This is a genomic window from Enterococcus sp. B2E4, from assembly GCF_030499455.1.
GTDB classification, from domain to species: domain Bacteria; phylum Bacillota; class Bacilli; order Lactobacillales; family Enterococcaceae; genus Enterococcus_D; species Enterococcus_D casseliflavus.
Genome location: NZ_JAUKPK010000031.1, coordinates 1 through 25278, shown reverse-complemented (window position 1 = coordinate 25278; position 25278 = coordinate 1). Strand labels below are relative to the sequence as shown.

The 25278-nt window shown below is 42.4% G+C and carries 27 protein-coding genes and 1 tRNA gene; 18 read left to right on the top strand and 10 right to left on the bottom strand.

All coding sequences use genetic code 11. From position 1 onward, the window contains the following. Positions 1-116: 116 nt before the first annotated feature. The 3 genes from Q1X33_RS16120 to Q1X33_RS16110 are packed head-to-tail and all read right to left on the bottom strand — an operon-like array spanning position 117 to position 2020. On the bottom strand, positions 117-953 hold the full coding sequence (locus tag Q1X33_RS16120; RefSeq protein ID WP_005228616.1) for a histidinol-phosphatase HisJ family protein: 837 nt from the start codon (positions 951-953) through the stop codon (positions 117-119). Between the two features lie 19 nt (positions 954-972). Beyond that, a complete protein-coding gene (locus tag Q1X33_RS16115) occupies positions 973-1614 on the bottom strand; it encodes a sugar O-acetyltransferase (RefSeq protein WP_005228618.1) in 642 nt (213 codons plus the stop codon). Positions 1615-1627: 13 nt separating this feature from the next. Further along, the gene (locus Q1X33_RS16110; protein WP_005228629.1) at positions 1628-2020 is read right to left on the bottom strand and encodes a VOC family protein; all 393 of its coding nucleotides are present in this window, start codon (positions 2018-2020) and stop codon (positions 1628-1630) included. A 159-nt stretch (positions 2021-2179) separates the two neighbouring features. Here Q1X33_RS16110 and Q1X33_RS16105 point away from each other — a divergent pair, with 159 nt between their 5' ends. Beyond that, positions 2180-3160 carry an ROK family protein gene (locus Q1X33_RS16105; RefSeq protein WP_034869148.1) on the top strand — a complete coding sequence of 327 codons (981 nt, stop codon included), beginning with the start codon at positions 2180-2182 and terminating at the stop codon, positions 3158-3160. A gap of 89 nt (positions 3161-3249) precedes the next feature. Here the strand turns inward: Q1X33_RS16105 and rnhC are convergent, their stop codons facing one another. Further along, positions 3250-4176, bottom strand: coding sequence for a ribonuclease HIII (rnhC, locus tag Q1X33_RS16100; RefSeq protein WP_005228632.1), 927 nt, complete (start codon positions 4174-4176; stop codon positions 3250-3252). Between the two features lie 216 nt (positions 4177-4392). On the opposite strand from rnhC, the gene zapA reads away from it, so the two are divergent. From zapA to Q1X33_RS16060, 8 genes are all read left to right on the top strand, one after another. Next, complete coding sequence (zapA, locus tag Q1X33_RS16095; RefSeq protein ID WP_005228634.1) at positions 4393-4833, top strand: cell division protein ZapA; 441 nt, start codon at positions 4393-4395, stop codon at positions 4831-4833. A gap of 23 nt (positions 4834-4856) precedes the next feature. Next, positions 4857-5411: a CvpA family protein gene (locus Q1X33_RS16090; RefSeq protein ID WP_005228642.1), complete on the top strand. Its 555-nt coding sequence runs from the start codon at positions 4857-4859 to the stop codon at positions 5409-5411. Between the two features lie 78 nt (positions 5412-5489). Continuing rightward, on the top strand, positions 5490-7853 hold the full coding sequence (locus Q1X33_RS16085) for an endonuclease MutS2 (RefSeq protein WP_005228643.1): 2364 nt from the start codon (positions 5490-5492) through the stop codon (positions 7851-7853). Between the two features lie 96 nt (positions 7854-7949). Continuing rightward, positions 7950-8264: a thioredoxin gene (gene trxA / locus Q1X33_RS16080; RefSeq protein ID WP_005228645.1), complete on the top strand. Its 315-nt coding sequence runs from the start codon at positions 7950-7952 to the stop codon at positions 8262-8264. A 282-nt stretch (positions 8265-8546) separates the two neighbouring features. Continuing rightward, complete coding sequence (locus Q1X33_RS16075; protein ID WP_015510192.1) at positions 8547-8873, top strand: PadR family transcriptional regulator; 327 nt, start codon at positions 8547-8549, stop codon at positions 8871-8873. Then, positions 8860-9540: a DUF2812 domain-containing protein gene (locus Q1X33_RS16070; RefSeq protein WP_005228651.1), complete on the top strand. Its 681-nt coding sequence runs from the start codon at positions 8860-8862 to the stop codon at positions 9538-9540. The genes Q1X33_RS16075 and Q1X33_RS16070 overlap by 14 nt, the downstream gene beginning before the upstream one ends. Positions 9541-9557: 17 nt before the next feature. Beyond that, entirely contained in the window at positions 9558-10457 is a 900-nt protein-coding gene (locus tag Q1X33_RS16065; protein WP_005228654.1) for an ABC transporter ATP-binding protein, read from the top strand. Next, positions 10450-11703, top strand: coding sequence for an ABC transporter permease (locus Q1X33_RS16060; RefSeq protein ID WP_005228656.1), 1254 nt, complete (start codon positions 10450-10452; stop codon positions 11701-11703). Before Q1X33_RS16065 ends, Q1X33_RS16060 begins: the two co-directional genes overlap by 8 nt. A gap of 72 nt (positions 11704-11775) precedes the next feature. On the opposite strand, the gene Q1X33_RS16055 is transcribed toward Q1X33_RS16060, so the two are convergent. Continuing rightward, the gene (locus tag Q1X33_RS16055) at positions 11776-12489 is read right to left on the bottom strand and encodes a gamma-glutamyl-gamma-aminobutyrate hydrolase family protein (RefSeq protein WP_005228658.1); all 714 of its coding nucleotides are present in this window, start codon (positions 12487-12489) and stop codon (positions 11776-11778) included. Positions 12490-12566: 77 nt separating this feature from the next. Continuing rightward, positions 12567-12941, bottom strand: a complete 375-nt coding sequence (locus Q1X33_RS16050; RefSeq protein ID WP_005228659.1) for a VOC family protein — start codon at positions 12939-12941, stop codon at positions 12567-12569. Between the two features lie 147 nt (positions 12942-13088). Here Q1X33_RS16050 and Q1X33_RS16045 point away from each other — a divergent pair, with 147 nt between their 5' ends. Next, positions 13089-13532: an NUDIX hydrolase gene (locus tag Q1X33_RS16045; protein WP_005228661.1), complete on the top strand. Its 444-nt coding sequence runs from the start codon at positions 13089-13091 to the stop codon at positions 13530-13532. 45 nt (positions 13533-13577) lie between these two features. Here Q1X33_RS16045 and yidA read toward each other — a convergent pair whose 3' ends face one another. The 3 genes from yidA to Q1X33_RS16030 are packed head-to-tail and all read right to left on the bottom strand — an operon-like array spanning position 13578 to position 16596. Beyond that, on the bottom strand, positions 13578-14396 hold the full coding sequence (gene yidA, locus Q1X33_RS16040) for a sugar-phosphatase (RefSeq protein ID WP_005228663.1): 819 nt from the start codon (positions 14394-14396) through the stop codon (positions 13578-13580). A 9-nt stretch (positions 14397-14405) separates the two neighbouring features. Next, positions 14406-15776 carry an HD domain-containing protein gene (locus Q1X33_RS16035; protein WP_005228665.1) on the bottom strand — a complete coding sequence of 457 codons (1371 nt, stop codon included), beginning with the start codon at positions 15774-15776 and terminating at the stop codon, positions 14406-14408. Beyond that, complete coding sequence (locus Q1X33_RS16030; protein ID WP_005228667.1) at positions 15760-16596, bottom strand: lipoate--protein ligase family protein; 837 nt, start codon at positions 16594-16596, stop codon at positions 15760-15762. The genes Q1X33_RS16035 and Q1X33_RS16030 overlap by 17 nt, the downstream gene beginning before the upstream one ends. A gap of 208 nt (positions 16597-16804) precedes the next feature. Between Q1X33_RS16030 and Q1X33_RS16025 the strand changes: the two genes are divergently transcribed. After that, complete coding sequence (locus Q1X33_RS16025) at positions 16805-17242, top strand: DUF1934 domain-containing protein (protein WP_005228669.1); 438 nt, start codon at positions 16805-16807, stop codon at positions 17240-17242. A gap of 84 nt (positions 17243-17326) precedes the next feature. Beyond that, on the top strand, positions 17327-17935 hold the full coding sequence (gene rpoE, locus Q1X33_RS16020) for a DNA-directed RNA polymerase subunit delta (protein WP_005234347.1): 609 nt from the start codon (positions 17327-17329) through the stop codon (positions 17933-17935). 165 nt (positions 17936-18100) lie between these two features. Here rpoE and Q1X33_RS16015 read toward each other — a convergent pair. Continuing rightward, positions 18101-18172: transfer RNA gene (locus Q1X33_RS16015), tRNA-Arg, on the bottom strand. A 51-nt stretch (positions 18173-18223) separates the two neighbouring features. Between Q1X33_RS16015 and rpoN the strand changes: the two genes are divergently transcribed. From rpoN to eno, 6 genes are all read left to right on the top strand, one after another. Further along, positions 18224-19543 (top strand): RNA polymerase factor sigma-54, encoded by a 1320-nt coding sequence (gene rpoN, locus Q1X33_RS16010; protein ID WP_005231863.1) that lies wholly within the window; start codon positions 18224-18226, stop codon positions 19541-19543. Between the two features lie 243 nt (positions 19544-19786). After that, positions 19787-20824 (top strand): sugar-binding transcriptional regulator, encoded by a 1038-nt coding sequence (locus Q1X33_RS16005; protein ID WP_005228675.1) that lies wholly within the window; start codon positions 19787-19789, stop codon positions 20822-20824. Between the two features lie 40 nt (positions 20825-20864). Then, on the top strand, positions 20865-21866 hold the full coding sequence (gene gap / locus Q1X33_RS16000; protein WP_005228677.1) for a type I glyceraldehyde-3-phosphate dehydrogenase: 1002 nt from the start codon (positions 20865-20867) through the stop codon (positions 21864-21866). 99 nt (positions 21867-21965) lie between these two features. Next, positions 21966-23156 carry a phosphoglycerate kinase gene (gene pgk / locus Q1X33_RS15995; RefSeq protein ID WP_005228679.1) on the top strand — a complete coding sequence of 397 codons (1191 nt, stop codon included), beginning with the start codon at positions 21966-21968 and terminating at the stop codon, positions 23154-23156. 63 nt (positions 23157-23219) lie between these two features. Continuing rightward, positions 23220-23975, top strand: coding sequence for a triose-phosphate isomerase (gene tpiA / locus Q1X33_RS15990; protein ID WP_010749804.1), 756 nt, complete (start codon positions 23220-23222; stop codon positions 23973-23975). Between the two features lie 112 nt (positions 23976-24087). Next, positions 24088-25278, top strand: a 1191-nt coding sequence (gene eno / locus Q1X33_RS15985) for a phosphopyruvate hydratase (RefSeq protein ID WP_301969841.1), incomplete at its 3' end; no start/stop codon positions are given.

Here is a 25278-nt window from a genome sequence, read left to right as displayed (position 1 = left end):
CTAGGGCTGTTAAAAAGCCACCCGTTTCACGGGTGGATATTTACTGTTTAAAATACTTAGATTCATGACGAAAGACGAGGGGATGATTTTTGCAAAAGACGGAGCTTTTGTGCAGGTTAAGCAAAACGATGAAAAATCGGCTGCATCTGTTCAAACGTACAGAGCTTAGTAAATCCTAATGACCGTAAAAGATCTTGTCCCTCTTTGATTTGAAACCCGAGGTGCTCTGGTTTATGACTGTCGCTGCCGATGGTTATCACGCTTCCCCCCAAGTCACGATAAAGCTTGAGGATCTCGATCGATGGCGTATACCCGTTGATTCCGTAACGGTGGGAAGAGGTATTCAGTTCAATGCCTTTGCCATTTTTGATCACGACTTTCAAGATCTCTGCTATTTGTTCTTTCGTTTGTTCAAAAGCGTCCTTCTCTTTATCTAAATAACGACGAATCAAATCCATATGGGCTAAGACGGAATACTCTTTATATGTCGTGACTAGCTGATACATTTCATCATAATAGCGCTCGTAGCATTCCTGTTGGCTGCGTCCTTTTTGAAATTCTCCAGTCCAAAATTCTTGATCGTCTACCTGATGAACGGAAAGTAAAATGAAGTCAAAGGGATGCGAATGATAAAGACGGGTAAATTGTGGGATCGTGTGCATTTGTATCCCAAATTCCAGCCCAGTTTTTAGCTTGATTTGGTCACTGTATGTTTCCTTTAAGCGTGCCAGTTCGTTAAAATACAAGTCGTAGTAGACATTTTTTACAACTTTATTGGCCCCGACGAGGTACGTATCCGTCGCTTGCCAGTCTTCTTTGACTCCATAATCCACATGATCGGTAAAGCAGATTTCTGCTAAGCCTAGTTTAATGGCGTCTTTGACTACATCTTCCATCAAATACCAAGAATCATCGCTGTAATCACTATGGACGTGATAGTCTGTAAAAATCATGGCGTCTCCTTTTGTTTCGTTATTTTTGCTGCTTCTGCCAGTCTGCTCGTTTTTGATGATAGAGCTGGGCGGCAGTTTCCCAATGTTCTTTGTCAGCCGGCTGAATCTCACGGATCACACGGGCTGGATTGCCGCCGACGATCGTATTCGGCGGCACATCTTTTGTGACGACGGAACCAGCAGCGACGATGGCATGTTTGCCGATCGTGACACCTGGTAAAATCGTACTATTGCCCCCGATCCAAACGTAATCTTCGACGGTGATCGGTAGGCCAAATTCCAAATCTTGACTGCGGACCACAGAATCGATTGGATGACCGGCGGTATAGAAGCTGACCCGTGGTCCCACCATCACATGATCACCAATCAGAATCTTATTGACATCTAAAAAAATGCAATCCATATTGGCATAAAAGTGATCACCAATCTCAACATGGCGACCATAATCAACATAAAGGGGTGGTTGGACAAAGCAATGTTGCCCAAATTTGCTAAAGAGTGCTTTTTCTTTGGCGATGATTCGTTCTCGGTCATCGACTGGTAAGTGGTTGATTTCCTGGGCACGTTTTTTTCCCTCCGCTGAACCATTCTCAGGGAGAATGCCAGCAGCTTGATACAATTGACCAGCCAACATCGCTTGATAATCAAAGTCTTCTTTCATTGCAAAATCCTTTCTAAGACGGTAAATCGTCGGTGGTTAATTCAATCAAATTGCCTTCAGGGTCTTGGACAACTGCTTCATAATAGCCATCGCCTGTTGTACGAGGACCATTTAAAAGAGGGTAGCCATCTTCAACAAACCGTTGAGCGTATCGAGCGACGTCAGCTTGATCACCAACTGCAATCGCAAGGTGAGTGTAGCCTAAGCTTTCGCTGATACGAGGGCTTAAAAATTTCTTGGTCGTTAATTCTAACCGACTTCCAGAATCAAAGGTCAAAAAATAGGACTGAAAGCCTGTTTTCGGATTATGGTATTTTGTGTTGCTGACCGCCTGAAAGTAGGTTTCATAAAATGTCCTCATTTTTTCCAAATCATTGACATATAGTGCGATGTGTTCAATTTTCATTATCGACAACTCCTTTAATAAGCAATATAGATCGTTTTTTTTTGAACTTAGTAAACTTTGTTTAATAAGTTGCTTCTATTATACCTTTGTTAACAAAATTAATAAAGGTATATTCCCAGCTTTTTATCTGTTAAAATAGGAGCGTTGAGGGGGAGAAAAATGAAAGCTTATCAGCCAACGACCATTAAATTACATAATCAGGCAGTATTGCTGGATTTGCTAAAACAGCAGCAAGCGCCTATGACCAAGCGCCAACTGGCAGATGCCTCTCAATTAAGCGTGGTAACGATCAACAAGCTGCTTCCTGAATTGATTGAAAAGCAGTTGCTTTTGACGACGGATCAACCGCAACGAACGGGAGGACGTCAAGCTGCGGCTTACCAGTACAATGCGCAACGGACACTGTTGTTGATCATTCAGTTTATCGAAGAAGACCAGCAGATCGTGATTCGTTTTTCAGTCGTCGATCTCGTCGGGAACATTTTGCATCATGAGCAGTCAGCAGAGGGCCGATTGCCGCAGTTCTTGCAAGTGATTCGTCAGATAAAACAGGAATACCCGAAAATCAGCTTGGCAGTCGTGGGAATTCCTGGTGTGGAAATTGCTGGAAGACTGAAGATCATGGATGCTCCAGCATTTAAGGACATGGCGCTAGGGGAATTGATTGAAAAGGAGATCGCTGTAAAAACGCTTATTGAGAATGACGTGAATGCTGCGGTATTTCATTTCAAAGAAGAGAAAAAAATCGTGGCTGGCATTTATTTTCCGAAAAATTATCCGCCAGGTGCGGGACTGGTCATCGACCAACAGCTCTTTAAAGGAGCCAACCATTTAAGTGGCGAAATCAAGCATTTGCCGCATCTCTACACGGCTTCTTACCCTTTGGCAACAGAGGCGATCCCAGAACAAGTGACTGCCACTCTTCAAGCGATCGTGGCAGTGACGGACCCGCATCAAGTCATTTTGTTTTTGCCCTCTGAATGGCAGGCGCTCGTGCCGCGCTCCTTTTTGGAAAAGCAGCTGGCAGCAGTGTTTCAATATGGCGTCTTGCCAAAATTACACTTTTCCGATCGGTTTTCAGAAAATTATTTGGCTGGGTTGATCACGATGGGAATCGAAGCAGCTGGCTTAGGGCTTTGATTCCCAGCATTCAACTGGTACTGAGGACAAAAACTACCGCTGCTTCCTTTATTCAGAAGTAGCGGCAGTTTTTTTGAAAATACGAGAACTCACAGCTTGGCGAGTTTCTGTGCTTTTTCGGTATTCGCAAAATGCAGTTTGGCATATTGGCCTAATAGTGCTATGCCACCTTGCTGCAGTAATTTTGCTGCAACTTGATCAGCAGCTGCGTGGGCGCCAGAAGGCAAGCGCAAACCGACTTCTTTAGAGGCTGCATCTAATTCATCCAAAAAGACTGTACGACATAAAATAGAGGCTGCCGCTACTGCTAAATGATATTGTTCACCTTTCGTCGCAAAATAGAGCTTTTCAGTGACCGCTACTTGTTCCGACTTTAAATAGGTGCGATAATTTTTTTCGCTCGTGAACTGATCGATCAAAATGGCATCTGGTGTCTCAGGAGCAATCTTTTGCAAAAGCAAACGAATGGCTTGATTATGCAAAGCAACTTTCATTCGGACTGTGTTGTATTTTGGTTGGATCTCGTTGTATTTGCTGGGCGTGACGGTGAGCAATTGGTAAGGAACCAATTCTTTGATTTTCGGCGCCATCTTACGGATCTCTGGATCTGTCAGCATTTTTGAGTCCTTGACTCCTAAAGCTTTCAGCTGTGGTAATTGCTCTTTTTTTGCATAGACGGCACAGACCACCAAAGGACCGAAATAACTGCCATTACCGACCTCGTCACTGCCGACGACGCTTTTTTCGCTAAATCCTGCTGGCAACGCAGTGGATGAAACAGTCGCTTTTTTCTTATCTGGTACAGCACTTGCCGTATCGCCCCATAAGGAAGCTTCTTTTTCAGCAGTCGCTCCTTGGAACATGACTTTTCCTGACGTATAAGCAGTGATCGTCGTTGGCCCTTTTTTGGCGACAAACACTGTATAAGGAACTTTCTTAGCTAGCAAATCTCGTTGGTAAAATTGCTGCATCTTTTGGATAGTTGAAGTTGGTACTTTGATAACGATCGTACTCATTTGATTCCTCCTGATTTTTTGTCTTTTTTTAGGTAGACAAAAGGATACTTTAAGATTTTACCATACTTCTTATTCTTTTTTACTAAGACGATCAGCAAACAAACGATTGGCATGGAAATTCATAAGAAAATCACGTATAATAGTTAAGAGTTTGCGACACATGTTCAATAAGTGATAGAATAGAGCAGAATGTAAGCAATGGGAGGAAATATTCCTATGACGGAGCAAAAGAAACGTTATAAAGCAGTTATCGCGAATCAAAGTTACACGATTATTGGACGCGAAAGCAAAGAACACATGGATATGGTGACAAGATTGGTCAATGACCAACTGCTTGAGATCATGCAATTATCGCCACAAACCGATCAAGAACAAGCGTCGATCTTATTAGCGATCAACGCTGTTTCCGACCAGCTGAAAAAACAAGAGCAGCTTTTGGTCCTACAAAAAAAGGTGGACGAGCTGCGAGGACAAGCCATTAAAGCAACGGAGCTTGAGAATCGCATTAAGCGGATCGAAGCGATTGAATCCGAAGCACGAAAAGTTCTCGATGAGACAGGTCGCAGTGATGTGGAGATCCATAATCATGTGGAAGCACAACAGATCTTAAATGAACAAAGGAAACGAAAAATTCAAGAAAAGACAGCCCATGGGTAGTGCGGCGTAGAAAGGATACCTAAATGATTGGATTATTTGTCTTGGTTTTGTTGTTGGCAGCCTTTTACGGCGGCGCACGGCGCGGAACCAGTTTACAATTGGTCTCAGTTTTGGGCTATTTGATCTCTTTTTTCTTTGCAGTAGCAAATTACCAAGAAATTGCGAAGAAAATTGAGCTCTATGTTCCTTATATGTCAGTAACGGCGGACTCAAAGTTAAAATACTACGATATGGAACTGGCTTTAGATTTAGACAAAGCCTATTATGCAGCCATCGCTTTTGTGATGGTGCTCTTTGCTGGATGGCTGATCACAAAACTAGTGGTGATTTTTGCAGACAGTTTGCGTTACAAACGCCTACGTTTTTTAGGTGGTTATGACTGGGCAGTTGCGGGTGTTTTGAATGTTATCTTGATGTATATCAATTTGTACATGTTTTTCATGATTCTCTCAATGATCCCGTTTGCCACGATTCAAAATCTGTTTGAAACGAGCGGAACTGCGAATTTCATCGTTGATCGGTCGCCGATTCTCTCAGATTACTTCTATCGATTGTGGATCACAGATGTGATTGGGTAAAAAGCAGGCAGATGGTTGCAGAGCCATTCTGCCTTTTTCTTAGGAACAAAAAGTTAAAACAAAGCAGGTGAGAAAAGAATGAATACTAAGATCCTTGATGTTTTAGGATTTGAACAAGTAAAGAGTCAAATCGGTCAGTATATTGTAACAGCCCAAGGAAAAGAAGCCTTAGCAAAGCTTGCGCCATCAAGTGATGCGCAAGTCATTTCCTCTTGGCTAGCAGAAACAGAAGACGCGATCAAGATCCAACGTTTAAGAGGCGGAATCCCTGTACCAAAGATTGAGAATATTCGTCCCCAAATGAAACGGATCGAAATTGGCGCCGATTTAAACGGCATTGAGTTGGCACAAGTTGCCCGTGTCTTATCAACTACGCAGGAATTGAAACGCTTTTTTGCTGATTTGTCTGAAAGCGAGATTGAATTTTCCCGCTTGTATCACTGGGAAGAACAGTTGGTGTCTTTGCCAACCTTGAATCGACGCTTGAAAGAAGCTATCGATGAGGATGGCCGAGTCACAGATGATGCCTCTCCAGCACTACGTGGAATTCGCCAATCGATCCGACGAGCAGAACGGACGATTCGCGAGACATTGGATGGCATCGTCCGAGGTGGCAATGCAAAGTATCTAAGTGATACGATCGTAACCATGCGAAATGAGCGTTATGTGATTCCAGTCAAACAAGAGTACCGAGGTGTTTTCGGCGGGGTAGTCCACGACCAAAGTTCCTCTGGTCAAACCTTGTTTATCGAACCGAAACAAGTAGTGGAACAAAATAACCGTTTGCGCCAGCATCAAATTGCGGAACGGGATGAAATTACACGTATTCTAGCAGAATTGTCAGCAGAGTTAGCCCCATATCAAAGAGAGATCCTCCATAATGCGTATGTGATCGGGATCATGGATTTCATGAATGCCAAGGCTCGTTTTGGAAAAGAGATGAAGGCAATCGTACCAGCGATCAATCAAGACAACCATGTCTTTTTTAAGCAAGCACGTCATCCATTGATCGATCAAGAAAAAGTCGTTCCTAACGATATTACGATTGGAAAAGAGTATCAAGCCGTTGTCATTACTGGGCCGAATACCGGTGGGAAAACCATCACCTTAAAAACATTAGGGCTATTGCAGATCATGGGCCAAGCTGGTTTACCAATTCTGGCAGAAGAAGAAAGCCAAATGGGTGTCTTCAATGAGATTTTTGCGGACATTGGGGATGAACAATCCATTGAGCAAAGTCTATCGACCTTTTCTTCTCATATGACAACGATCGTTGAAGTGTTGAAAAAAGTCGACGAGACAAGCTTAGTTCTCTTTGATGAATTAGGCGCAGGAACCGATCCTCAAGAAGGGGCGGCACTAGCGATTGCGATTTTGGACGAACTTGGGGCTAAGTCGGCTTATGTCATGGCGACGACCCATTATCCTGAATTGAAGGTTTATGGCTATAACCGATCCAATACGATCAATGCCTCTATGGAATTTGATGTTGATACCTTAAGTCCGACCTATCGCTTGTTGATCGGGGTTCCAGGACGAAGCAATGCGTTTGAGATTTCGAAAAGACTTGGCTTGCCAGATACGATCATTGATCAAGCCAAAGAGATCATGGATGGAGAAAGCCAAGACCTGAATGAAATGATCGCTGATTTAGAAAATCGAAGAAAAATGACGGAAACCGAGTATCTTGAAGTCCGTCATCATGTAAAAGAAGCGGCCCGCTTGCACCAAGAGCTAGAAGCAGCCTATAGTTATTTCTTTGAAGAACGTGAAAAAGAATTGGCGAAAGCTCGGCAAAAAGCCAATCAGATCGTTGAAGAAGCCAAAGAAGAATCTGAAAAAATCATTGCCGATATTCGTAAAATGCAGTTAGCCGGCGGTCAAACGAAGGTCAAAGAACACGAGCTGATCGACGCGCGCACCAAGTTATCAGGACTGCAACAAGAAGAACATCTGCAAAAAAACAAGGTTCTGCAAAAAGCCAAAGCAGCCAAGACGCTGAAAGAAGGAGACGAAGTGCTTGTAACATCTTATGGGCAGCGCGGGGTCTTATTGAAAAAAGCAGGCAAAAATCAATGGCAAGTCCAAATCGGTATTTTGAAAATGAATTTGCCAGAAACAGATCTCCAACCAGCAGCGCCAGTGAAGGAGCCTACACAGCGTATCGTCAATACGATTCGTTCTGCTGACAGCAGTCCAGTGGTCAATCAGTTGGATTTACGCGGCAAGCGGTACGAAGAAGCCCTCAATGAAGTGGATCAGTATTTAGATGCAGCGATTTTGGCAGGCTATCCGCAAGTGACGATCGTCCACGGAAAAGGAACCGGCGCATTGCGTCAAGGGATCACTGACTACCTAAAAAATCATCGCTCGGTGAAAAGTTTTGAATTTGCGCCAGCAAATCAAGGGGGCAATGGGGCGACCATTGTGAAGTTTAACTAACCTTTAAGAACCCTTACCTTTTGTAAGCAGACGATTTTAAAAAACTTCCGATACGTGGTATACTTTTTTTAGTTTTAAAAATGGAGGGGAAGTACGATGGCAAAAGAAATTACTGATAAAACTTTTTCAGAAGAAACCGATAAAGGCTTAGTCCTTATTGATTTTTGGGCAACTTGGTGTGGTCCATGTCGGATGCAAGCGCCGATCTTGGAACAATTAGCGAATGAATATGAGGAAGACGAATTGAAGATCGTGAAAATGGATGTGGATGAAAATCCTGAAACACCAGCTTCATTCGGGATCATGTCTATTCCAACTTTGTTGTTGAAAAAAGACGGCCAAGTCGTTGATAAAGCAATTGGGGTGCATACAAAAGATCAATTGAAAGCTTTAGTTGCGGAACATATGTAATAGAAGAAACGTTTTTGAAGCAATAGCCGAAAGTGGCTATTGCTTTTTTTATTTTGGGGACAAAGTCTTTGAAGAATGCCTTTGACGTTTCTAACTTCTACTCTTTGTTCCATGCACTGCTGTTGGGGTTCACTCAATTGCTAACGAGAAAAGTGAGAATGAACATTAAGAAAACAGTCATTCTCCAACAATGTTAGCAGATCAGAAAAAAAAGATTGACGCTGGTTATATCATTCGATAATATATCATTAAGTGATATAGCTAGTGGGACGGAGGAATCAAATGGATGAGGCATTGACAGATTCAACCTATTTGATTTTATTAGCGCTTTTAAAGCCGAAACATGGGTATCTCATCATGAAACAGATCCATGAGCTAAGCCAAGGGACGTTTGAGATTGGTCCCGCAACAATGTATACGATTTTAAAGAAGCTGACGAAAAAGGGGTGGATCGATTTAGAGGAAAGCGTTGACCGAAAAAAAATCTATCAGATTACACCAGAAGGAAGACAAGTTCTGGAGAAAGATATTCAACGGCGCAAATTATTTTATCAAATCGGAGAACAGGTTTTCGAAGCGTTAGGGGGAGAGCAAGATGGGCATCAATAAGAAATACCTTCTTTCACTTGGTGTAGCCTATTACCCAGAAAAGGAAATGGTTCGTCTGCAAAAACAAGCGTCGTTAGGGTGGCACTTTGTGAAGATGAATCGGTTAGGGTTTTTGAAGTTTATCAAAGGAGACCCAGAAACGATCAAATATGCAGTAGACTTTTTCGAAGGAGAGCCCTCTGAGATCGTTGATTACTTAGCGATGTATCAAGCAGGAGGCTGGACTTATATCAGCAATTATAAAGATCGCTATTTTTATTTTAAAGCGTCTCCTGACACACCAGCGATTTTCAGTGACCAAGAAAGCTATCAAGAACGGATCGATAATGAAACACGGTATTTAATGAAAAAATCGATTCTACTTTCGGTGATCAGTTTAGTGATATTAGCAGCAATTTATTTTCTGATCCGTTATTTCAATATTCGCACAAATCCATTTTGGTCCTTTGGACTAGGATTGATTACGGGGCTGGTGTTTATCCCGATTGGGGTAGGATTGACCACGATCCTGATGAAATTCTTATATAAAAATCGAGCAAGTTATTACAATGAACCAGAGAAACTGGCGAAGCGTCAACGAGTGATCCGCGATACCGTCATCTTGATGTTTGTCGGAGCGATCATTGGCGCCGTTATCGGCTTTTTCTTTAGTGATATATTTTATTAGATAGGGAAGGTGAGCATGTGTTAGAAGCAAAACAATTAGTAAAAACATTTGGCGATTATACAGCAGTCGATCAATTGTCCTTTACCATCAATGATGGACAGATCATGGGCTTGATTGGTCAAAATGGTGCTGGTAAAACGACGACATTCCGATTGATCTTGGATTTCTTGAAAGCCGATCAAGGGGAAGTATTGTGGGATGGCCATAAAATTAGTGAAAAAGAATACAATATTATCGGCTATCTGCCAGAAGAACGCGGCTTGTTTCCAAAAGTAACGATTGAAGATCAATTGATCTATTTCGCGCGGTTACGAGGCAAGAAGAAAGAAGACATCGTACCAAAAATCGACTATTGGATGGACAAATTTAAAGTCAAAGGCAAGAAAACCGATAAAGTCAAATCGCTATCAAAGGGAAATCAGCAAAAAGTTCAGCTGATTTCAACGTTGATCCATGAACCAAAATTGGTGATTTTAGATGAACCATTTAGTGGGTTAGACCCCGTCAATGCAGAACTGTTGAAAAATGGGATCATTGAACTGAAAAAAAATGGCTCATGTGTCATTTTCTCCAGTCATAATATGGATAATGTGGAAAAAATCTGCGATCACTTGATTATGCTGCGGGATGGTCAAACCGTCTTAAACGGAAAAGTTCATGAAATTCGTGAATCCTTTGGGCGGACGAAAGTCTATTTAGAATCCAACTTGACGAAAGAACAACTCTTGGCAGTGGCAGGTGTCGAGGAAGTTCTTGCCAGAGAAGATGGCAGCTATGATATTACGATTGCTGATCCTGCAGTAGGAAAAACCTTATTTGATTTAGCAACGGCGGATGGTTATATCCCTATGTTCAATCAACAACCGCCAACGTTAGAAGAAATCTTTAAGCGGAAGGCGGGAAAAATAAATGAGTAAGTTTTGGGTAATCGCATTAGATGTTTATAAAAAAAATATCAAATCAATTTCGTTTTTGATTATGATTCTCGTGCCATTTATTGCAACGGGGGCATTTTATCTCATTGGTTATTTTGCTGATGGTATGAACAGTGTCGACAAAATTGCCGTTTATGCGAATGAACCAGCCATTGCGCAGACCTTTGTGGACCAAAGCGGCGATGATTTTGAATTTGAAATTGTTGACAGCGAAGAACAAGGGCAGCAACAGATGGCAGACAAAGATGCTGATGCTTTGTTACTTATTACTGCTTCTGGGGATACGCTGCAAGGGGAATTATTAAGCGAGTCCTCGATGGGGCAAGCTTTAGAGCTGACGATCCAACAGTTATTGACGGGTTTGCAGTCTTCCTATAGAGCTAGTGAGCTTGGCTTGACTGCTGAGCAAGTGGCAGTCCTTAGTGAAGTCGCACCGCTTGATCGTCAAAAAGTTTCCTTCGGTGAAGATGGCGAAATGACTTATGGGGAAGACAATACCGCGATGCAATCACTAGTAAGTATGATCGCAACAATCATCCTCTTTTTCTTTATCATTACTTACGCACAGATCATTGCACAAGAGATTGCCTCTGAAAAAGGCACACGCATCATGGAAGTCATTTTGTCTAGTACACGGGCGCAAATTCATTACTATGCCAAATTGACTGGTGTAATCATGGTTGCAGCGACCCAGCTAGTTGCTTATGTTGCGATTTTTGGTGGGAGCTATTTCTGGATCAAGGATAACCCAATGGTAAAAGACTTGTTGGCAAACTTTTCGACAGATGGCATTTTTGGTCCCTTCCTGGTGTTTGCGATCGTTTTCGTCTTCTTAGGAATTTTGATCTACTCGGTCTTATCAGCCCTTTGCGGGTCGTTAGTGAACAAAGCAGAAGATACGGCGAAGGCCATCATTCCAGTGACGTATCTTTCATTGGGCGGGTATATGCTTGGAATCGTGCTAGGCGGTATGGATCCTCATAACGTGGTCTTACGAGTAACTTCCTATGTACCATTTTTATCTTCCTTCATTATGCCAGTACGGCTTGCTAATGATACAGTGGGTATCGGCGGTGCATTGATTTCAGTAGGAATTCTTGCTGTTACCACGATCGTCCTGATGCTGGTTTCTGCAAAAATGTACAAATCAAATGTCTTGATCTATAACGACAATGGCATTTTAGCAACGTTGAAACAATCATTAGTGTTAATGAAAAACGAAAAATAAGCAAAACGCCCGATCCTTTTCGTGATCGGGCGTTTTTTATTCGCTAAAATCTAGAAAACAAGGGGCAAGCCTTTAGAATTCCTGCACAAAAAAGTTGAAGATCGATTGCTCAGAAGGCAGCTTGTGAGCGGCTAGCTCAGGATGCCACTGAATGCCTAAGATCGGTGCGCCATAGGCGGTGGATTCAATGGCTTCAACGACACCATCAGGAGCGGTGGCAATCACGTTGAAATCATCCGCAACGGTTTTGACTGCTTGGTGATGAAAAGAATTGACGTGATAGGTTGTGCCTAAAAGAGCAGCCAAACGACTGTCTTCCTTGATTTTTACCCCATGTGTAGGGAATTGAAAGAACGTCGGCAATTGCACGTGTTTGATCGTTGGGTGATCGATCAAAGAGAGATCTTGGTACAAACTCCCACCAAATGCGACATTGAGTAACTGCATGCCACGGCAGATTCCAAAGATCGGTTTGTTTTGAGCCACTGCTTCTTTGATCAATGCCAATTCAAAGACATCACGATCAGGATGAATGCCTTGAATCAAGGGATGAGGATCTTCGCCATAGTGAACAGGGGAGACATCGTGACCACCGGCTAACAAGAGTTTATCGATTTTGCTGATGTAAGTCGCAGCATCTTCCACGACACCCATTGGTAATAATAGGGGGATGCCTTGGGCTTGTTGGATATGGGTCACAAAATTTTTGGGTGTATAGGACAACCAATGTTCTGCTTCTTCAATCATTGGTCGTTCATTAGCAGCGATGCCGATAATGGGCTTCATTTGATCAAACCTTTCTACTAGTAAATGAATCGAAAAAGAAAAAAGGACACGAGGTCCTTTTTTCGATCACCTTCGCTTTATTTTTCGCGAATAACTTCGATTTTGTAGCCATCAGGATCTTTCACAAAATAGTAAGAAGGAGAAGTTCCTGGGAGTCCTTTCAGGTCAGTGACATCAAATCCAGCCGCTTGGTGCTTCTCATGAAGCGCTTCTAGATCATCGGTACTGATGGCGATATGGCCATAGCCGTCGCCTAACTCATAGCCAGGATGGTCATAGTTATACGTCAACTCTAGCTCGTAATCATCACCAGGCAAAGTTAAGTAAACCAAAGTAAATTTATGTTCAGGAAAATCACGACGGCGAGATTCTTCAAAACCAAAGGCAGTTTGATAAAAATCTAGAGAAGCCGTTAAGTCTTTGACGCGGACACATGTGTGAGCCATTTTCATGGGTAAATCATCCTTTCGATCTTGATAGTTGTATGATAACATATTTTCTCTTTTTGTAACGAATAAAAGACAACCGAGCGTTATTTCCAGCTTGTCCAGACTATTGGCATAAGGTAAAATGGAAAGAAAGTGTTGGTGGAGGGAATCATGCCAGAAAAGGAAATTGTGTTCGGGGAAAAAGAAGCGGGGAAACCATACAAATCAAGATATGGGGCGTATGTCGTTCTTCCAAACGAAAAAAATGAAGTGATCTTGGTGCAAGCACCCAACGGCGCATACTTTTTGCCCGGTGGTGAAATTGAGCCAAATGAGAGCAAAGAAGAAGCGATCCAACGAGAATTGATTGAAGAACTTGGATTTGAAGGGGAGATCGCTGAGTATCTAGGGGAGGCAGTTGAATACTTCTATTCGCGCCATCGCGATACATTTTACCATCACCCGGGCTATTTCTATTTAATGACACAGTGGAAAAAAGTTTGCGAACCGACAGAAGAAACCAATCAATTGTCTTGGCACACGCCAGAAGAAGCGATCCAACGATTGAAACGCGGCAGCCATAAATGGGCAGTTGAACAGTGGTTGGCAAAATAAAAAAGTCAGGTTTCCGATAAAAAGGAAACCTGACTTTTTTTACACTTAGTTATTTGTTAAAACATACTTGTTGATCACTTCTGCTACACCGTCTTCTTCATTTGAAGCAGTTAGGACATCTGCGGCATTTTTCACGTTTTCAGTAGCATTGGCCATCGCCACACCGATACCAGCATATTCCACCATGGTTAAATCATTTTCATTATCGCCGATCGCCATGACTTCTTCTTGTTTGATGCCTAAGTGCTCCGCCAATTTTTTGACAGCAGCTCCTTTATGGGCTTGTTTATTTAGGACTTCCAAGAAGTATGGAGCACTTTTAACCACATTGTAGTTGTCGGTCAAACTGCTCGGCAATTGTGGGATGATCTGATCCAGTATTGCGGGATCATCGATCATCATCATTTTGATGATATTCAAGTCAGCAGTCATTTCTTCTGGTGTCCGATATTTCAATGGCATGTTGACTAAGAAGGCTTCATAAATCGTGTAAGGACTGATATCGCGGTTAGCGGTATACATGGTATCCTCAGTTTCTACATGAAGGTGAACCCCTAATTTTCTCGCAGTCATCTCAACAAAGAGATAGTCATCTTGGGACAAGCCGAATTCAGAGATGATCTCTTGATTTTTGGTTTTTTGAACCAAAGAGCCATTGTAGGTAATCACGAAATCATTGTCCGTAAATAAGTCTAGTTCCTTCAATAAATCTTGGACACCAGTTAAGGGGCGTCCCGTACACAAAACGATGCGCACGCCTTGTGCTTCTGCGTCTTTTAATGCTTTGTAAACTGCTGGAGTGATCTTGCGGTCGTTGTTCAGCAGGGTACCATCGATATCGATGGCGATCAGTTTGATACTCATAAGTTCCTCCTAGTGGCTTGGTTTGATCAAAGCACCATTGCGAATGTGCTTGGCAAACTCTTGATACGTCTCTCCAAATAAATCATAGTGATTTTGGATGTTGGGGTCAATCATTTCTTTTGGGAAATAAAAGCGCTGGTCACCTTGGGTCTGTCCCGCTAAGGCTGCAACAAGTTGACTGGCTTGGGATAATTCTACAAGGGAACCATCTTTTTCCTGTAATTCGATCTGTGTCCGATGCTTACCAGAAGTTGGTCGATAAAAATCATAAGGCAGATCGAAGCTTGAATTGATGGCAGTATAGTAGCGGGGATTGAAGCCGACTTTTTCCACCAGTCCCTGCATTTCTTCAATCATCGGCAACTGTGTCTCATCGTCAAAGCGAGCGGATTTTAGCGGTTTACGATTTAAGAACCGCTTGGCTAAATCGCTGAGGATCGGATCATTCTCTTCCGTCCATTGGGTAAAGTAGGTATTCAACACGCCATCGTCGAGTTTCAAGTATTCATCTAAAGTGAATTCTTGTTTTAAAAACGGGAGAAGCAGTTGCGAATGGCTTTGAAACATTTCCTGATCCACCTGATAAAGTTCTGCAGCACGGTCCAGCAAATGGGCTAAGATCACTTCCATCCCTCGAGAACTCGCATGGAAATAAACTTGCACATACATTTGGTAACGACTGACGATGTAGTCCTCCACAGCGTGCATGCCATTCATAGAAAAAGCAATACCGCCTTCGTACGGACGAATCACTCGTAAAATTCTGGTCAGATCAAACGTGCCATATTCAGTGCCGGTAAAATAAGCATCGCGCAGCAAGTAGTCCATCCGATCAGCATCGATTTGACTGGAAATCATTTGAACGACTTGGGGATTTGGATAGGTTTTAGTGATGACACTTGCCACTTTCTCAGGAAATCCAGCTTCCACTCGGTTCAATATCTGATGAACTTCCGTTTCAGGAGAAGTGATGATCGCCACTGTGATGGCTTCATGATCCGTATGAAAAATATGCTCAAAGGTGTGGGAGTATGGACCATGGCCCACATCATGAAGCAATGCTGCACACAAGGTCACTAAACGCTCCTTATCATCCCAGCCGGTCGGTCCAACTTTTTCAATCGAATAATTGCGTTGGAAAATATCGCAAATGCGGCGGCTGATTTCATAAACCCCCAAGGAGTGAGAAAAGCGGCTGTGTTCTGCTCCGTGAAAGGTGAAAGAAGCAGTCCCTAGTTGTTTGATTCGTCGCAAACGCTGCACTTCTTTGGAATTGATCAAGTCTAAAATCACTTGGTGCTGCACATGGACATAGTTATGAACAGGGTCACGAAACACTTTTTCTATCGCTAAGGTTTGATATTTATATGGTAGGCTCATCGCTAAACTCCTTTATTGGGTGATTTCGCTTTTCCATGCCAGCTAAGCGTTGCTGCATTTGTTCGCTAAGGTCATTTTCTGAAAGCCATTGATCCAGTGACTCAAGCGGATATAGGGATTGGTCTGTGATCAAGAAAAGCAGGGCTTTTTGCAAACGGTCAATCACCTCTTGTGTGGTAAACTTACGGCCGAGAGCCGCTTCTAAAGTGGTCATGCTCGCAGGATTGACGGCTGGATAGCCATCCGTACCAAAGCGCTCTTTTAAACCTGCTTGGTAAAAACGACGAACGAGAGAGCCGCGGGCTGGTTGGTCGCCATTGATGCTCAGATACATCATGACAGCCACGCCGTCTTTGATCCGTCGTTGTGCTGTGCCAGCAATTTTTTTTCCGTCAATACTCAGGTCATAGGTGCCTGGGCAGTACGAGTCAGCAATTTCATAAGCCAAAATTGTCCGCTCAGGAAAGGCTGCTTGTAGCAATGTCGCCATCATTTCATAGGCTGCATCCGTAGTGGCAGCCAAATGTTTAGGGAAAATGAGGGAGACATTCAAAATACCGGCATCATTGATGACCCCAAGCCCGCCTGAGTTGCGGATGATCGAGGCATAGCCAGCTTCTTTCAAAACCTGCAGACCATCTATCAAAAAAGGCAGCCGGGTATCTTTCATTCCTAAAATCATCGTATCGGACAACTGCCAAAAATGACAATAAACTTGTTCCAGTTTGCCAGCAGCTTCGGTGGCAACATCGGTAAAAGCAAACGGCTCATAAGGATTGTGGATACGTGGTAAAGTTTGATCCATTACATAGATAGTCAAATCGGTTAAACTCCTTTAAAAATACCTGTTATCCTTATTATATACGATTCTTGGAAAATTACTTGGAGAAAAGAATGAAAACTTGCTTTTGTTTTCGCTTTTTTATTTTCAATGAAGAAATAGACCAAGGAGAATCAACTGAAATGATTGACAAACGAATGAAAAAAAGCAAGAATGAAACTGAAATCTTCAAAGGAGGCACACGTACATGCAAGAATTATCAAAAGGAATCCCAATCTCGATTCATTTAACAACCAATGTACGTCAAGCAGGGGAAACAGAGAATTTTCTGTTTGATCTGCAAGGACAAGCAGTCAAGATCGGTGATACCTTATATATCCGTTACAAAGAGATCCAGCCAGACGGTACCGACGTTCCCGTCACGATGAAAATCATGCCAGACGGATTGATTCAATTGATTCGCTCAGGGGAAATGCGCATGCGTTTGAAATTTTCTTATAAGGAACGGTTAGAGACGAGCTACCAAACCCCGTATGGTTTGATGATGTTCCACACCTTCACCAATCACCTGCACGTTAGCTTGAAAGACCGTCCATACTCGGGAAAGATCGATATCGATTATGACTTGTTCATGGCTGCTGACAAAGTCGGTGAATACAAACTATCTTTAGAATTTACCGCTTGATCAAAGGGAAATTGAAAGAAAAAATTGCAATTTGAGACGTAATTTTGTATGATTAGGAGTAGACTGTGAAAGGACGTGTCCCGTTTGGAAATTAATGTATTTGAAGGTGTAAATAAAAACGAATTGTCGATGATTGAAGTTGCCCATGCGATTTTAGAGCAGCGCGGTGACGTGATGGATTTTTCTGATTTGGTCAACCAAATTCAAAACTATCTTGAAACTTCAGACAGCGAGATTCGTGATTCATTGGCGCAGTTTTATACAGACTTGAATATCGACGGTAGTTTTATTTCTTTAGGCGACAATCGTTGGGGCTTACGTTCATGGTACGCCATTGATTCGATCGATGAAGAAGTCAACCATGGCATCGAAGACGAGGATGAAGACACACCACGTCGTCGCAAACGTAAAAAAGTCAATGCCTTTATCAACGATGATGAAGACGCAATCGATTATAACGATGATGATCCTGAGGATACTGATTTGTCAGATGACGAAGAAGATGATCTCTTTGATGATGATGATGACGAGGATGAAGAAATCTCGGCATACAATTCAGACTTGCAAGAAATCGGCGCCGATAATAGCACCGATGATGAAGAAGAATTACCTGACAGCATTGAGGAAGATCTAACCATTATCGATGACGATGATGAAGATGATTTTGCGGATGAAGAGGAAGAAGAGGAGTAATCCTCTTCTTTTTTTCGCCTTATGGCTGCAAGCAGCTTTTAATCGTTGAAGGACGAGTTCGTCTTCTTACATAGATACAAATAAAAAAAGGAACCGCATCAGCGGTCCCTAAGTGCTTTTGAATTATTGATTTGAATCGAGTATACTTGTAACGAAAAGAAAAAACGCGCCTTGAGGGAATCGAACCCCCGTCTCAAGAACCGGAATCTTACGTGATATCCACTACACTAAAGGCGCGAAGCACAAATATTAGTTTAACCAATTTCAGTGAAAAAAACAAGAGGTAGAATGATGAAATTTCAACAGCAATTTTCACAACAACAAAAACAGACGCAAAAGCTTGCTATGACGCAGAAATTACAGCAATCGATCCAAGTGCTGCAATTTTCTGCAGACGAATTATTGTCCTTCATAGATAACCAAGCATTAGAAAATCCATTGATTGATCTGGGGGAATATGATTCGCCCATCACACCAAACAAAAGCAATGGCTCATCAGAACAATTGATGGATTATTTAAGCCAGATCCCTGATCAGCATACGTCTTTATTCGAATACCTCATTGATCAAGTGCATTTAAACTACCGAGATACTTTCTTGCGGACGATCGTTTTATTTTTAGTCGAGTACATTGATTTAAACGGCTTTTTGACGATTGATCTGGAAGAAGCTGGAAAACTTGTTGGTGGGACCCCAATCCAAATGCTCGATGCCTTGACCTTGATCCAGCAGCTAGATCCAGCAGGCGTCGGTGCTCGTGATCTAAGAGAGTGTTTGATGCTGCAAACGGAAAGAGATGACTATGCGCCGCCAATGGCCTATCTCATTTTAGAAGAATTTTTTACGGAAATGGCAGAGCGCAAGTGGGACAAAATCAGCAAAGCGCTGCAGATTCCATTAACTGAGATCCAAAAGGTCTTTGATTATGTTCAAACATTGACCCCCACACCAGGGGCTGCGTTTGGGTCAACCGATGGGCTTTACATCGTTCCTGACCTGAGAGTGACGGTTGAAAAAGGACAGCCGATCGTGAAATCAAACAAACGCGCCTTGCCAGAGGTTCGCTTTCAGCAGCAATATTTTGATCAATTGAAGCAAAGCGGTGATCCAGAGGTATTAAGTTATTTAGACAATAAAGCCCAAGAGTTCGAGTGGCTGAAAAAGACCTTGCTGCAACGAGGGGATACCATCTATCGTGTCGGGGTGCAGATCGTTGCACGGCAAAAGGAGTTTTTCACTCAACCAGATCGCCCATTAAAGCCATTGGTTTTAAGAGAAGTTGCCGAAGAATTAGGGATTCATGAATCAACGGTCAGCCGAGCGGTCAACGGGAAATACTTGGAAACCTCCTTTGGGGTGTTTGAATTAAAACTATTTTTTGGACAGAAAGTTTCGACACAAGAAAGCGGTGATGACCTGACGACGGCATCGATCAAACAGCAGCTAAAAGCACTGATCGATGAAGAAAACAAAAATAAACCATTGTCAGATCAGAAGTTGACAGATGCCCTCAAAGCCCAGGGCATCGATATTTCCAGACGAACGGTGGCAAAGTATCGTGAAGCCATGAATATCCCTGGTTCTTCCAAGCGGAAACGATTCGAGTAAAGCAAAACATACTATTAACGAGTAGGAAAGGCAGCAAAGCCTTTCCTTTTTTTATCGATCCTTTCCTCATTTTCAATTTATGACGATTTTATGAAAAGCAAGATTTTGTGACTGAAATAGTTGCGTATCAAGGCGATAAGTGCTACTATTATTGGTGTAGGAAACAGATTTAAATTTTTTTTGCAATCGATGGGTCATTTTAAGTCATTGTAGGACGAAAATTGTCCAACGGGAGGATATAAAATGCTCGATGAATTAAAATTGATTGAGGCAATCACCCCGGATATTCTCGCTGTACTCCAGGAACGTTACCGTATCTTAAGAAATATTTATTGGATGCAGCCCGTTGGCCGCCGGACACTTTCGGAAAGTTTATCAATGACGGAACGCGTGTTGAGGACGGAAACAGATATCCTTAAAAAGCTAAAACTGATCGACTCTTCAAAAAGCGGCATGCAATTGACCGCCTATGGAGAAGAAGTGTACACGAAGATCGGTGCACTGATGGATCAGCTGTTCGGAATGCACCAAATCGAAAAACGATTATCAGAGACCTTTGGCATCGAACGTTGTTTGATTGCGAGCGGCGATGGTGATCGACAACCGAAAGTGATTGCTGAATTTGGCCAGTTGCTGAATGAATCGTTGGATCTCTTATTGCCAGAAGGCAAAAACACCATCGCAGTGATGGGAGGGACGACAATGGCGAAAGTTGCCGAGGAATTGGGCAATTTGGAAACCGCCAAACGTCATAACTTGTTTGTTCCAGCCCGTGGCGGTATCGGAGAATCAGTCAACGTGCAAGCAAACTCAGTCAGCTCAGTAATGGCGATGCAGACAAACGGCGATTATCGCTCCTTGTTTGTACCAGAACAATTAAGCATGAACACCTACGAGTTTCTCTTGAAAGAACCCGCCATCGTTGATGTCTTAAACTTGATAAGTCAAGCGAATTGTGTTATTCATAGTATTGGACGGGCGTTGCATATGGCGGCTCGACGAAAAATGTCAGAACAAGAAATTCTGATGTTAAAACAAAAAAATGCAGTTGCAGAATCCTTTGGGTATTTCTTTAACGAAGCTGGCGAGGTCGTCTACAAAGTTCCTCGCATCGGACTTCAATTAAAAGATTTGCAAAAAGTCCCAATCATTTTTGCGGTCGCTGGCGGACAATCAAAAGCCAAAGCGGTCAATGCATACATGAAAAATGCACCAAAACAAACCTGGCTCATCACCGATGAAGCTTGCGCAAATGAGATTTTAAAAGGGGCAACCCTTTAAAATAAATATTTTTATGATTTTCATAAGGAGGAAATCTTAAATGACAGTTAAAGTAGGTATTAATGGATTTGGACGTATCGGACGCTTAGCATTTCGTCGTATCCAAGAAGTAGAAGGAATCGAAGTTGTGGCTATCAATGACTTAACAGATGCTAAAATGTTAGCTCACTTGTTAAAATATGATACAACACAAGGACGTTTCAACGGTACAGTTGAAGTTCACGAAGGTTCATTCAATGTGAACGGAAACGAAATCAAAGTTTTAGCTAACCGCAACCCTGAAGAATTGCCTTGGGGCGAACTAGGTGTTGAAATCGTGTTAGAATGTACTGGATTCTTCACTTCTAAAGCAGCTGCTGAAAAACATTTAACAGCTGGTGCAAAACGTGTAGTTATCTCAGCTCCTGGTGGAAACGATGTTCCAACAATCGTTTACAACACAAACCATGAAACTTTAACAGGTGAAGAAACAGTTATCTCTGGTGCTTCATGTACAACAAACTGTTTAGCTCCTATGGCGAAAACATTGAACGACAAATTTGGTGTAGTTGAAGGATTAATGACTACAATCCACGCTTACACAGGTGACCAAATGACTCTAGACGGACCACACCCTAAAGGTGACTTCCGCCGTGCCCGTGCTGCTGCTGCAAACATCGTGCCTAACTCAACTGGTGCTGCTAAAGCGATCGGCTTAGTAATCCCAGAATTGAACGGCAAATTAGATGGTGCTGCTCAACGTGTTCCTGTTGCAACTGGTTCATTAACTGAATTAGTTACTGTTCTTGACAAAGAAGTAACTGTTGATGAAATCAATGCAGCAATGAAAGAAGCTTCAAACGAATCTTACGGTTACAACACAGACGAAATCGTTTCTTCTGATATCGTTGGTATGACTTACGGTTCATTATTTGATGCAACTCAAACAAAAGTTATGACTGTTGGCGACAAACAATTAGTTAAAACTGTTGCTTGGTACGACAATGAAATGTCATACACTGCACAATTAGTACGTACTTTAGAATACTTCGCTAACCTATAAGAGTTGCGAACGACTTTAATTTAAACCATCGCAAGAGAAAGCGGGGAAGCATCGCGCTTCTCCGCTTTTTTTAACAATTATGCTAGGAGGAATCTGTTCATGGCGAAAATGACAGTTCAAGATATCGATTTGAAAGATAAAAAAGTTCTTGTACGTGTGGACTTCAACGTTCCATTGAAAGATGGAGTGATCGGAGACGATACACGGATCAAAGCAGCATTACCAACAATCAATTACGTGATCGAAAACGGCGGAAAAGCAATTCTTTTCTCACACTTAGGTCGTGTGAAAGAAGAAGCAGATAAAGCTGGAAAATCTTTAGCGCCAGTTGCGAAACGTCTAGGCGAATTGTTAGGCAAAGAAGTAACTTTCGTGAATGAAACCCGCGGCGAAAAATTAGAAGCAGCGATCAACAACATGCAAGATGGCGATGTCGTTGTTTTTGAAAACACTCGTTTCGAAGACATTGATGGCAAAAAAGAAAGCAAAAACGATCCTGAACTAGGTAAATACTGGGCTTCTTTAGGCGATGTTTTTGTAAATGATGCCTTCGGTACCGCACACCGCGCACACGCTTCAAACGTAGGGATCGCTTCAACAGGTATCCCAACAGTTGCTGGTTTCTTAATGGAAAAAGAAATCAAATTCATCGGTGAAGCAGTCGAAGAACCAAAACGTCCAATGATCGCGATTCTTGGTGGAGCAAAAGTATCTGACAAAATCGGCGTAATCGAAAACTTGATTCCTAAAGCAGACAAAATCTTGATCGGCGGCGGAATGACGTATACGTTCTACAAAGCAAAAGGTATGGAAATCGGTAATTCTCTTGTGGAAGCAGACAAAGTAGAATTAGCAAAAGAATTGATCGAAAAAGCTGGCGATAAATTAGTATTACCAGTTGATTCAATCACTGCTGCTGAATTTTCAAATGATGTCCCAACAGAAGAACATACTGGTGATGTTCCTGAAGGACAAATGGGCTTAGATATCGGACCTGAAACTATCGCTTTGTTTGCTGAAACATTAAAAGGCGCAAAAACAGTCGTTTGGAACGGACCTATGGGTGTGTTTGAAATGTCTAACTTCGCAAACGGTACGATCGGTGTTTGTGAAGCAATTGCCAACCTTGAAGATGCAACAACGATCATCGGTGGCGGTGACTCTGCAGCTGCAGCAGAACAATTAGGTTTTGCTGACAAATTTACCCACATCTCAACAGGTGGCGGTGCCAGCCTTGAATTGCTAGAAGGAAAAACACTTCCTGGCCTAGCTGCGATCAACGATAAATAATCAATGACAAGCCGTGCAAAGGATCTCCTTTGCACGCTTGATAACGAAAAGGAGTGCCAGAACATGCGCAAACCAATTATTGCCGGAAACTGGAAAATGAACAAAACTGCGAAAGAAGCAAAAGAATTTGCTGAAGCAGTCAAAACAAAAATTCCTAGCAACGATACAGTTGACTCTGTGATCGGTTCGCCAGCTCTATTCTTAGAAACATTAGTGAATGCTGCTGAAGGAACAGAATTAAAAATTGCTGCTCAAAACAGCTACTGGGAAAATGAAGGTGCCTTTACTGGTGAAACTTCACCAGCAGCTTTAGCAGATCTAGGTGTTGACTATGTCATCATTGGTCATTCAGAACGTCGTGAATACTTCCATGAGACAGATGAAGACATCAACAAAAAAGCCAAAGCAATCTTTTCAAACGGCATGATCCCAATCTTATGCTGTGGTGAATCTTTAGAAACCTATGAAGCTGGCAAAACAGCGGAGTGGATCGAAGGACAAATCACTGCTGGCTTAGACGGTTTAACAGACGGTCAAGTAAGTAATCTTGTGATTGCGTACGAACCAATCTGGGCGATCGGTACTGGTAAATCAGCGGATGCAAACATCGCAGACGAAATTTGTGGCGTTGTCCGCAAAACCGTTGAAAAATTATACGGCAAAGAAGTTTCAGATAGCGTGCGTATCCAATACGGCGGTTCTGTAAAACCTGAAAACATTGCTGAATACATGGCAAAAGAAAATGTTGACGGAGCATTAGTTGGCGGCGCAAGCTTGCAAGCTGATTCATTCCTAGCATTATTAGATGCTGTAAAATAATTTCATTTTCATGAAAATAACATTTGCAGAATCGTGATTTTTTCACTACAATTAAGTTGTTCGCAAGGGGCTTTCCCCTTAAGATAAAACAAACTAAAAGGAGAGACAAAACATGTCAATTATTACTGATGTTTACGCACGCGAAGTCTTAGACTCACGTGGTAACCCAACTATCGAAGTAGAAGTCTACACAGAATCAGGTGCTTTCGGCCGCGGAATGGTTCCTTCAGGAGCTTCAACAGGTGAACACGAAGCAGTTGAATTACGTGATGGCGACAAAGCTCGTTATGGCGGTAAAGGTGTAACGAAAGCAGTTGACAATGTAAATAACATCATTGCAGAAGCTATCATCGGCTACGATGTACGTGACCAAATGGCTATCGATAAAGCAATGATCGCTTTAGACGGAACTCCTAACAAAGGCAAATTAGGCGCAAACGCGATTCTTGGTGTTTCTATCGCTGTTGCTCGTGCAGCTGCTGATTACCTAGAAGTACCTTTATACCACTACTTAGGCGGATTCAATACAAAAGTATTGCCAACTCCTATGATGAACATCGTCAACGGTGGTTCTCACTCTGACGCACCAATCGCTTTCCAAGAATTTATGATCTTGCCTGTAGGCGCACCTACATTCAAAGAAGGCTTACGTTGGGGTACTGAAGTATTCCACGCTTTGAAATCAATCTTGTCTAAACGTGGTTTAGAAACTTCAGTAGGTGACGAAGGTGGTTTCGCTCCTCGTTTTGAAGGAACTGAAGACGGTGTTGAAACAATCTTAGAAGCAATCAAAGCTGCTGGTTTAGAACCAGGTAAAGACGTATACCTAGGATTTGACTGTGCATCATCAGAATTCTACGAAAACGGTGTTTACGACTACTCTAAATTTGAAGGCGAAAACGGCGTAAAACGTACTGCTGCTGAACAAGTTGACTACTTAGAAGAATTAGTTAACAAATACCCAATCATCACTATCGAAGACGGTATGGATGAAAACGATTGGGATGGTTGGAAACTATTAACTGAACGCTTAGGCGACAAAGTTCAATTAGTAGGGGATGACTTGTTCGTTACAAATACTGAAATCCTTGAAAAAGGAATCAAAAACGGTATCGGTAACTCAATCCTGATCAAAGTTAACCAAATCGGTACATTGACTGAAACATTCAATGCTATCGAAATGGCGAAAGAAGCTGGTTACACTGCAGTCGTTTCTCACCGTTCAGGTGAAACAGAAGATTCAACAATCTCTGATATCGCAGTTGCAACAAACGCTGGCCAAATCAAAACTGGTTCTCTTTCA

What these genes read in the sequence shown, in the direction of transcription:
- Q1X33_RS16050 (WP_005228659.1), bottom strand. Translation starts at nt 12,941, where the DNA reads ATGAAAATGGCTCACACATGTGTCCGCGTCAAAGACTTAACGGCTTCT.
- Q1X33_RS16085 (WP_005228643.1), top strand. Translation starts at nt 5,490, where the DNA reads ATGAATACTAAGATCCTTGATGTTTTAGGATTTGAACAAGTAAAGAGT.
- tpiA (WP_010749804.1), top strand. Translation starts at nt 23,220, where the DNA reads ATGCGCAAACCAATTATTGCCGGAAACTGGAAAATGAACAAAACTGCG.
- Q1X33_RS16115 (WP_005228618.1), bottom strand. Translation starts at nt 1,614, where the DNA reads ATGAAAGAAGACTTTGATTATCAAGCGATGTTGGCTGGTCAATTGTAT.
- zapA (WP_005228634.1), top strand. Translation starts at nt 4,393, where the DNA reads ATGACGGAGCAAAAGAAACGTTATAAAGCAGTTATCGCGAATCAAAGT.
- Q1X33_RS16035 (WP_005228665.1), bottom strand. Translation starts at nt 15,776, where the DNA reads ATGAGCCTACCATATAAATATCAAACCTTAGCGATAGAAAAAGTGTTT.
- Q1X33_RS16110 (WP_005228629.1), bottom strand. Translation starts at nt 2,020, where the DNA reads ATGAAAATTGAACACATCGCACTATATGTCAATGATTTGGAAAAAATG.
- Q1X33_RS16075 (WP_015510192.1), top strand. Translation starts at nt 8,547, where the DNA reads ATGGATGAGGCATTGACAGATTCAACCTATTTGATTTTATTAGCGCTT.
- rpoN (WP_005231863.1), top strand. Translation starts at nt 18,224, where the DNA reads ATGATGAAATTTCAACAGCAATTTTCACAACAACAAAAACAGACGCAA.
- gap (WP_005228677.1), top strand. Translation starts at nt 20,865, where the DNA reads ATGACAGTTAAAGTAGGTATTAATGGATTTGGACGTATCGGACGCTTA.
- Q1X33_RS16070 (WP_005228651.1), top strand. Translation starts at nt 8,860, where the DNA reads ATGGGCATCAATAAGAAATACCTTCTTTCACTTGGTGTAGCCTATTAC.
- trxA (WP_005228645.1), top strand. Translation starts at nt 7,950, where the DNA reads ATGGCAAAAGAAATTACTGATAAAACTTTTTCAGAAGAAACCGATAAA.
- Q1X33_RS16060 (WP_005228656.1), top strand. Translation starts at nt 10,450, where the DNA reads ATGAGTAAGTTTTGGGTAATCGCATTAGATGTTTATAAAAAAAATATC.
- Q1X33_RS16005 (WP_005228675.1), top strand. Translation starts at nt 19,787, where the DNA reads ATGCTCGATGAATTAAAATTGATTGAGGCAATCACCCCGGATATTCTC.
- Q1X33_RS16045 (WP_005228661.1), top strand. Translation starts at nt 13,089, where the DNA reads ATGCCAGAAAAGGAAATTGTGTTCGGGGAAAAAGAAGCGGGGAAACCA.
- Q1X33_RS16025 (WP_005228669.1), top strand. Translation starts at nt 16,805, where the DNA reads ATGCAAGAATTATCAAAAGGAATCCCAATCTCGATTCATTTAACAACC.
- rnhC (WP_005228632.1), bottom strand. Translation starts at nt 4,176, where the DNA reads ATGAGTACGATCGTTATCAAAGTACCAACTTCAACTATCCAAAAGATG.
- Q1X33_RS16055 (WP_005228658.1), bottom strand. Translation starts at nt 12,489, where the DNA reads ATGAAGCCCATTATCGGCATCGCTGCTAATGAACGACCAATGATTGAA.
- Q1X33_RS16105 (WP_034869148.1), top strand. Translation starts at nt 2,180, where the DNA reads ATGAAAGCTTATCAGCCAACGACCATTAAATTACATAATCAGGCAGTA.
- Q1X33_RS16120 (WP_005228616.1), bottom strand. Translation starts at nt 953, where the DNA reads ATGATTTTTACAGACTATCACGTCCATAGTGATTACAGCGATGATTCT.
- yidA (WP_005228663.1), bottom strand. Translation starts at nt 14,396, where the DNA reads ATGAGTATCAAACTGATCGCCATCGATATCGATGGTACCCTGCTGAAC.
- Q1X33_RS16090 (WP_005228642.1), top strand. Translation starts at nt 4,857, where the DNA reads ATGATTGGATTATTTGTCTTGGTTTTGTTGTTGGCAGCCTTTTACGGC.
- pgk (WP_005228679.1), top strand. Translation starts at nt 21,966, where the DNA reads ATGGCGAAAATGACAGTTCAAGATATCGATTTGAAAGATAAAAAAGTT.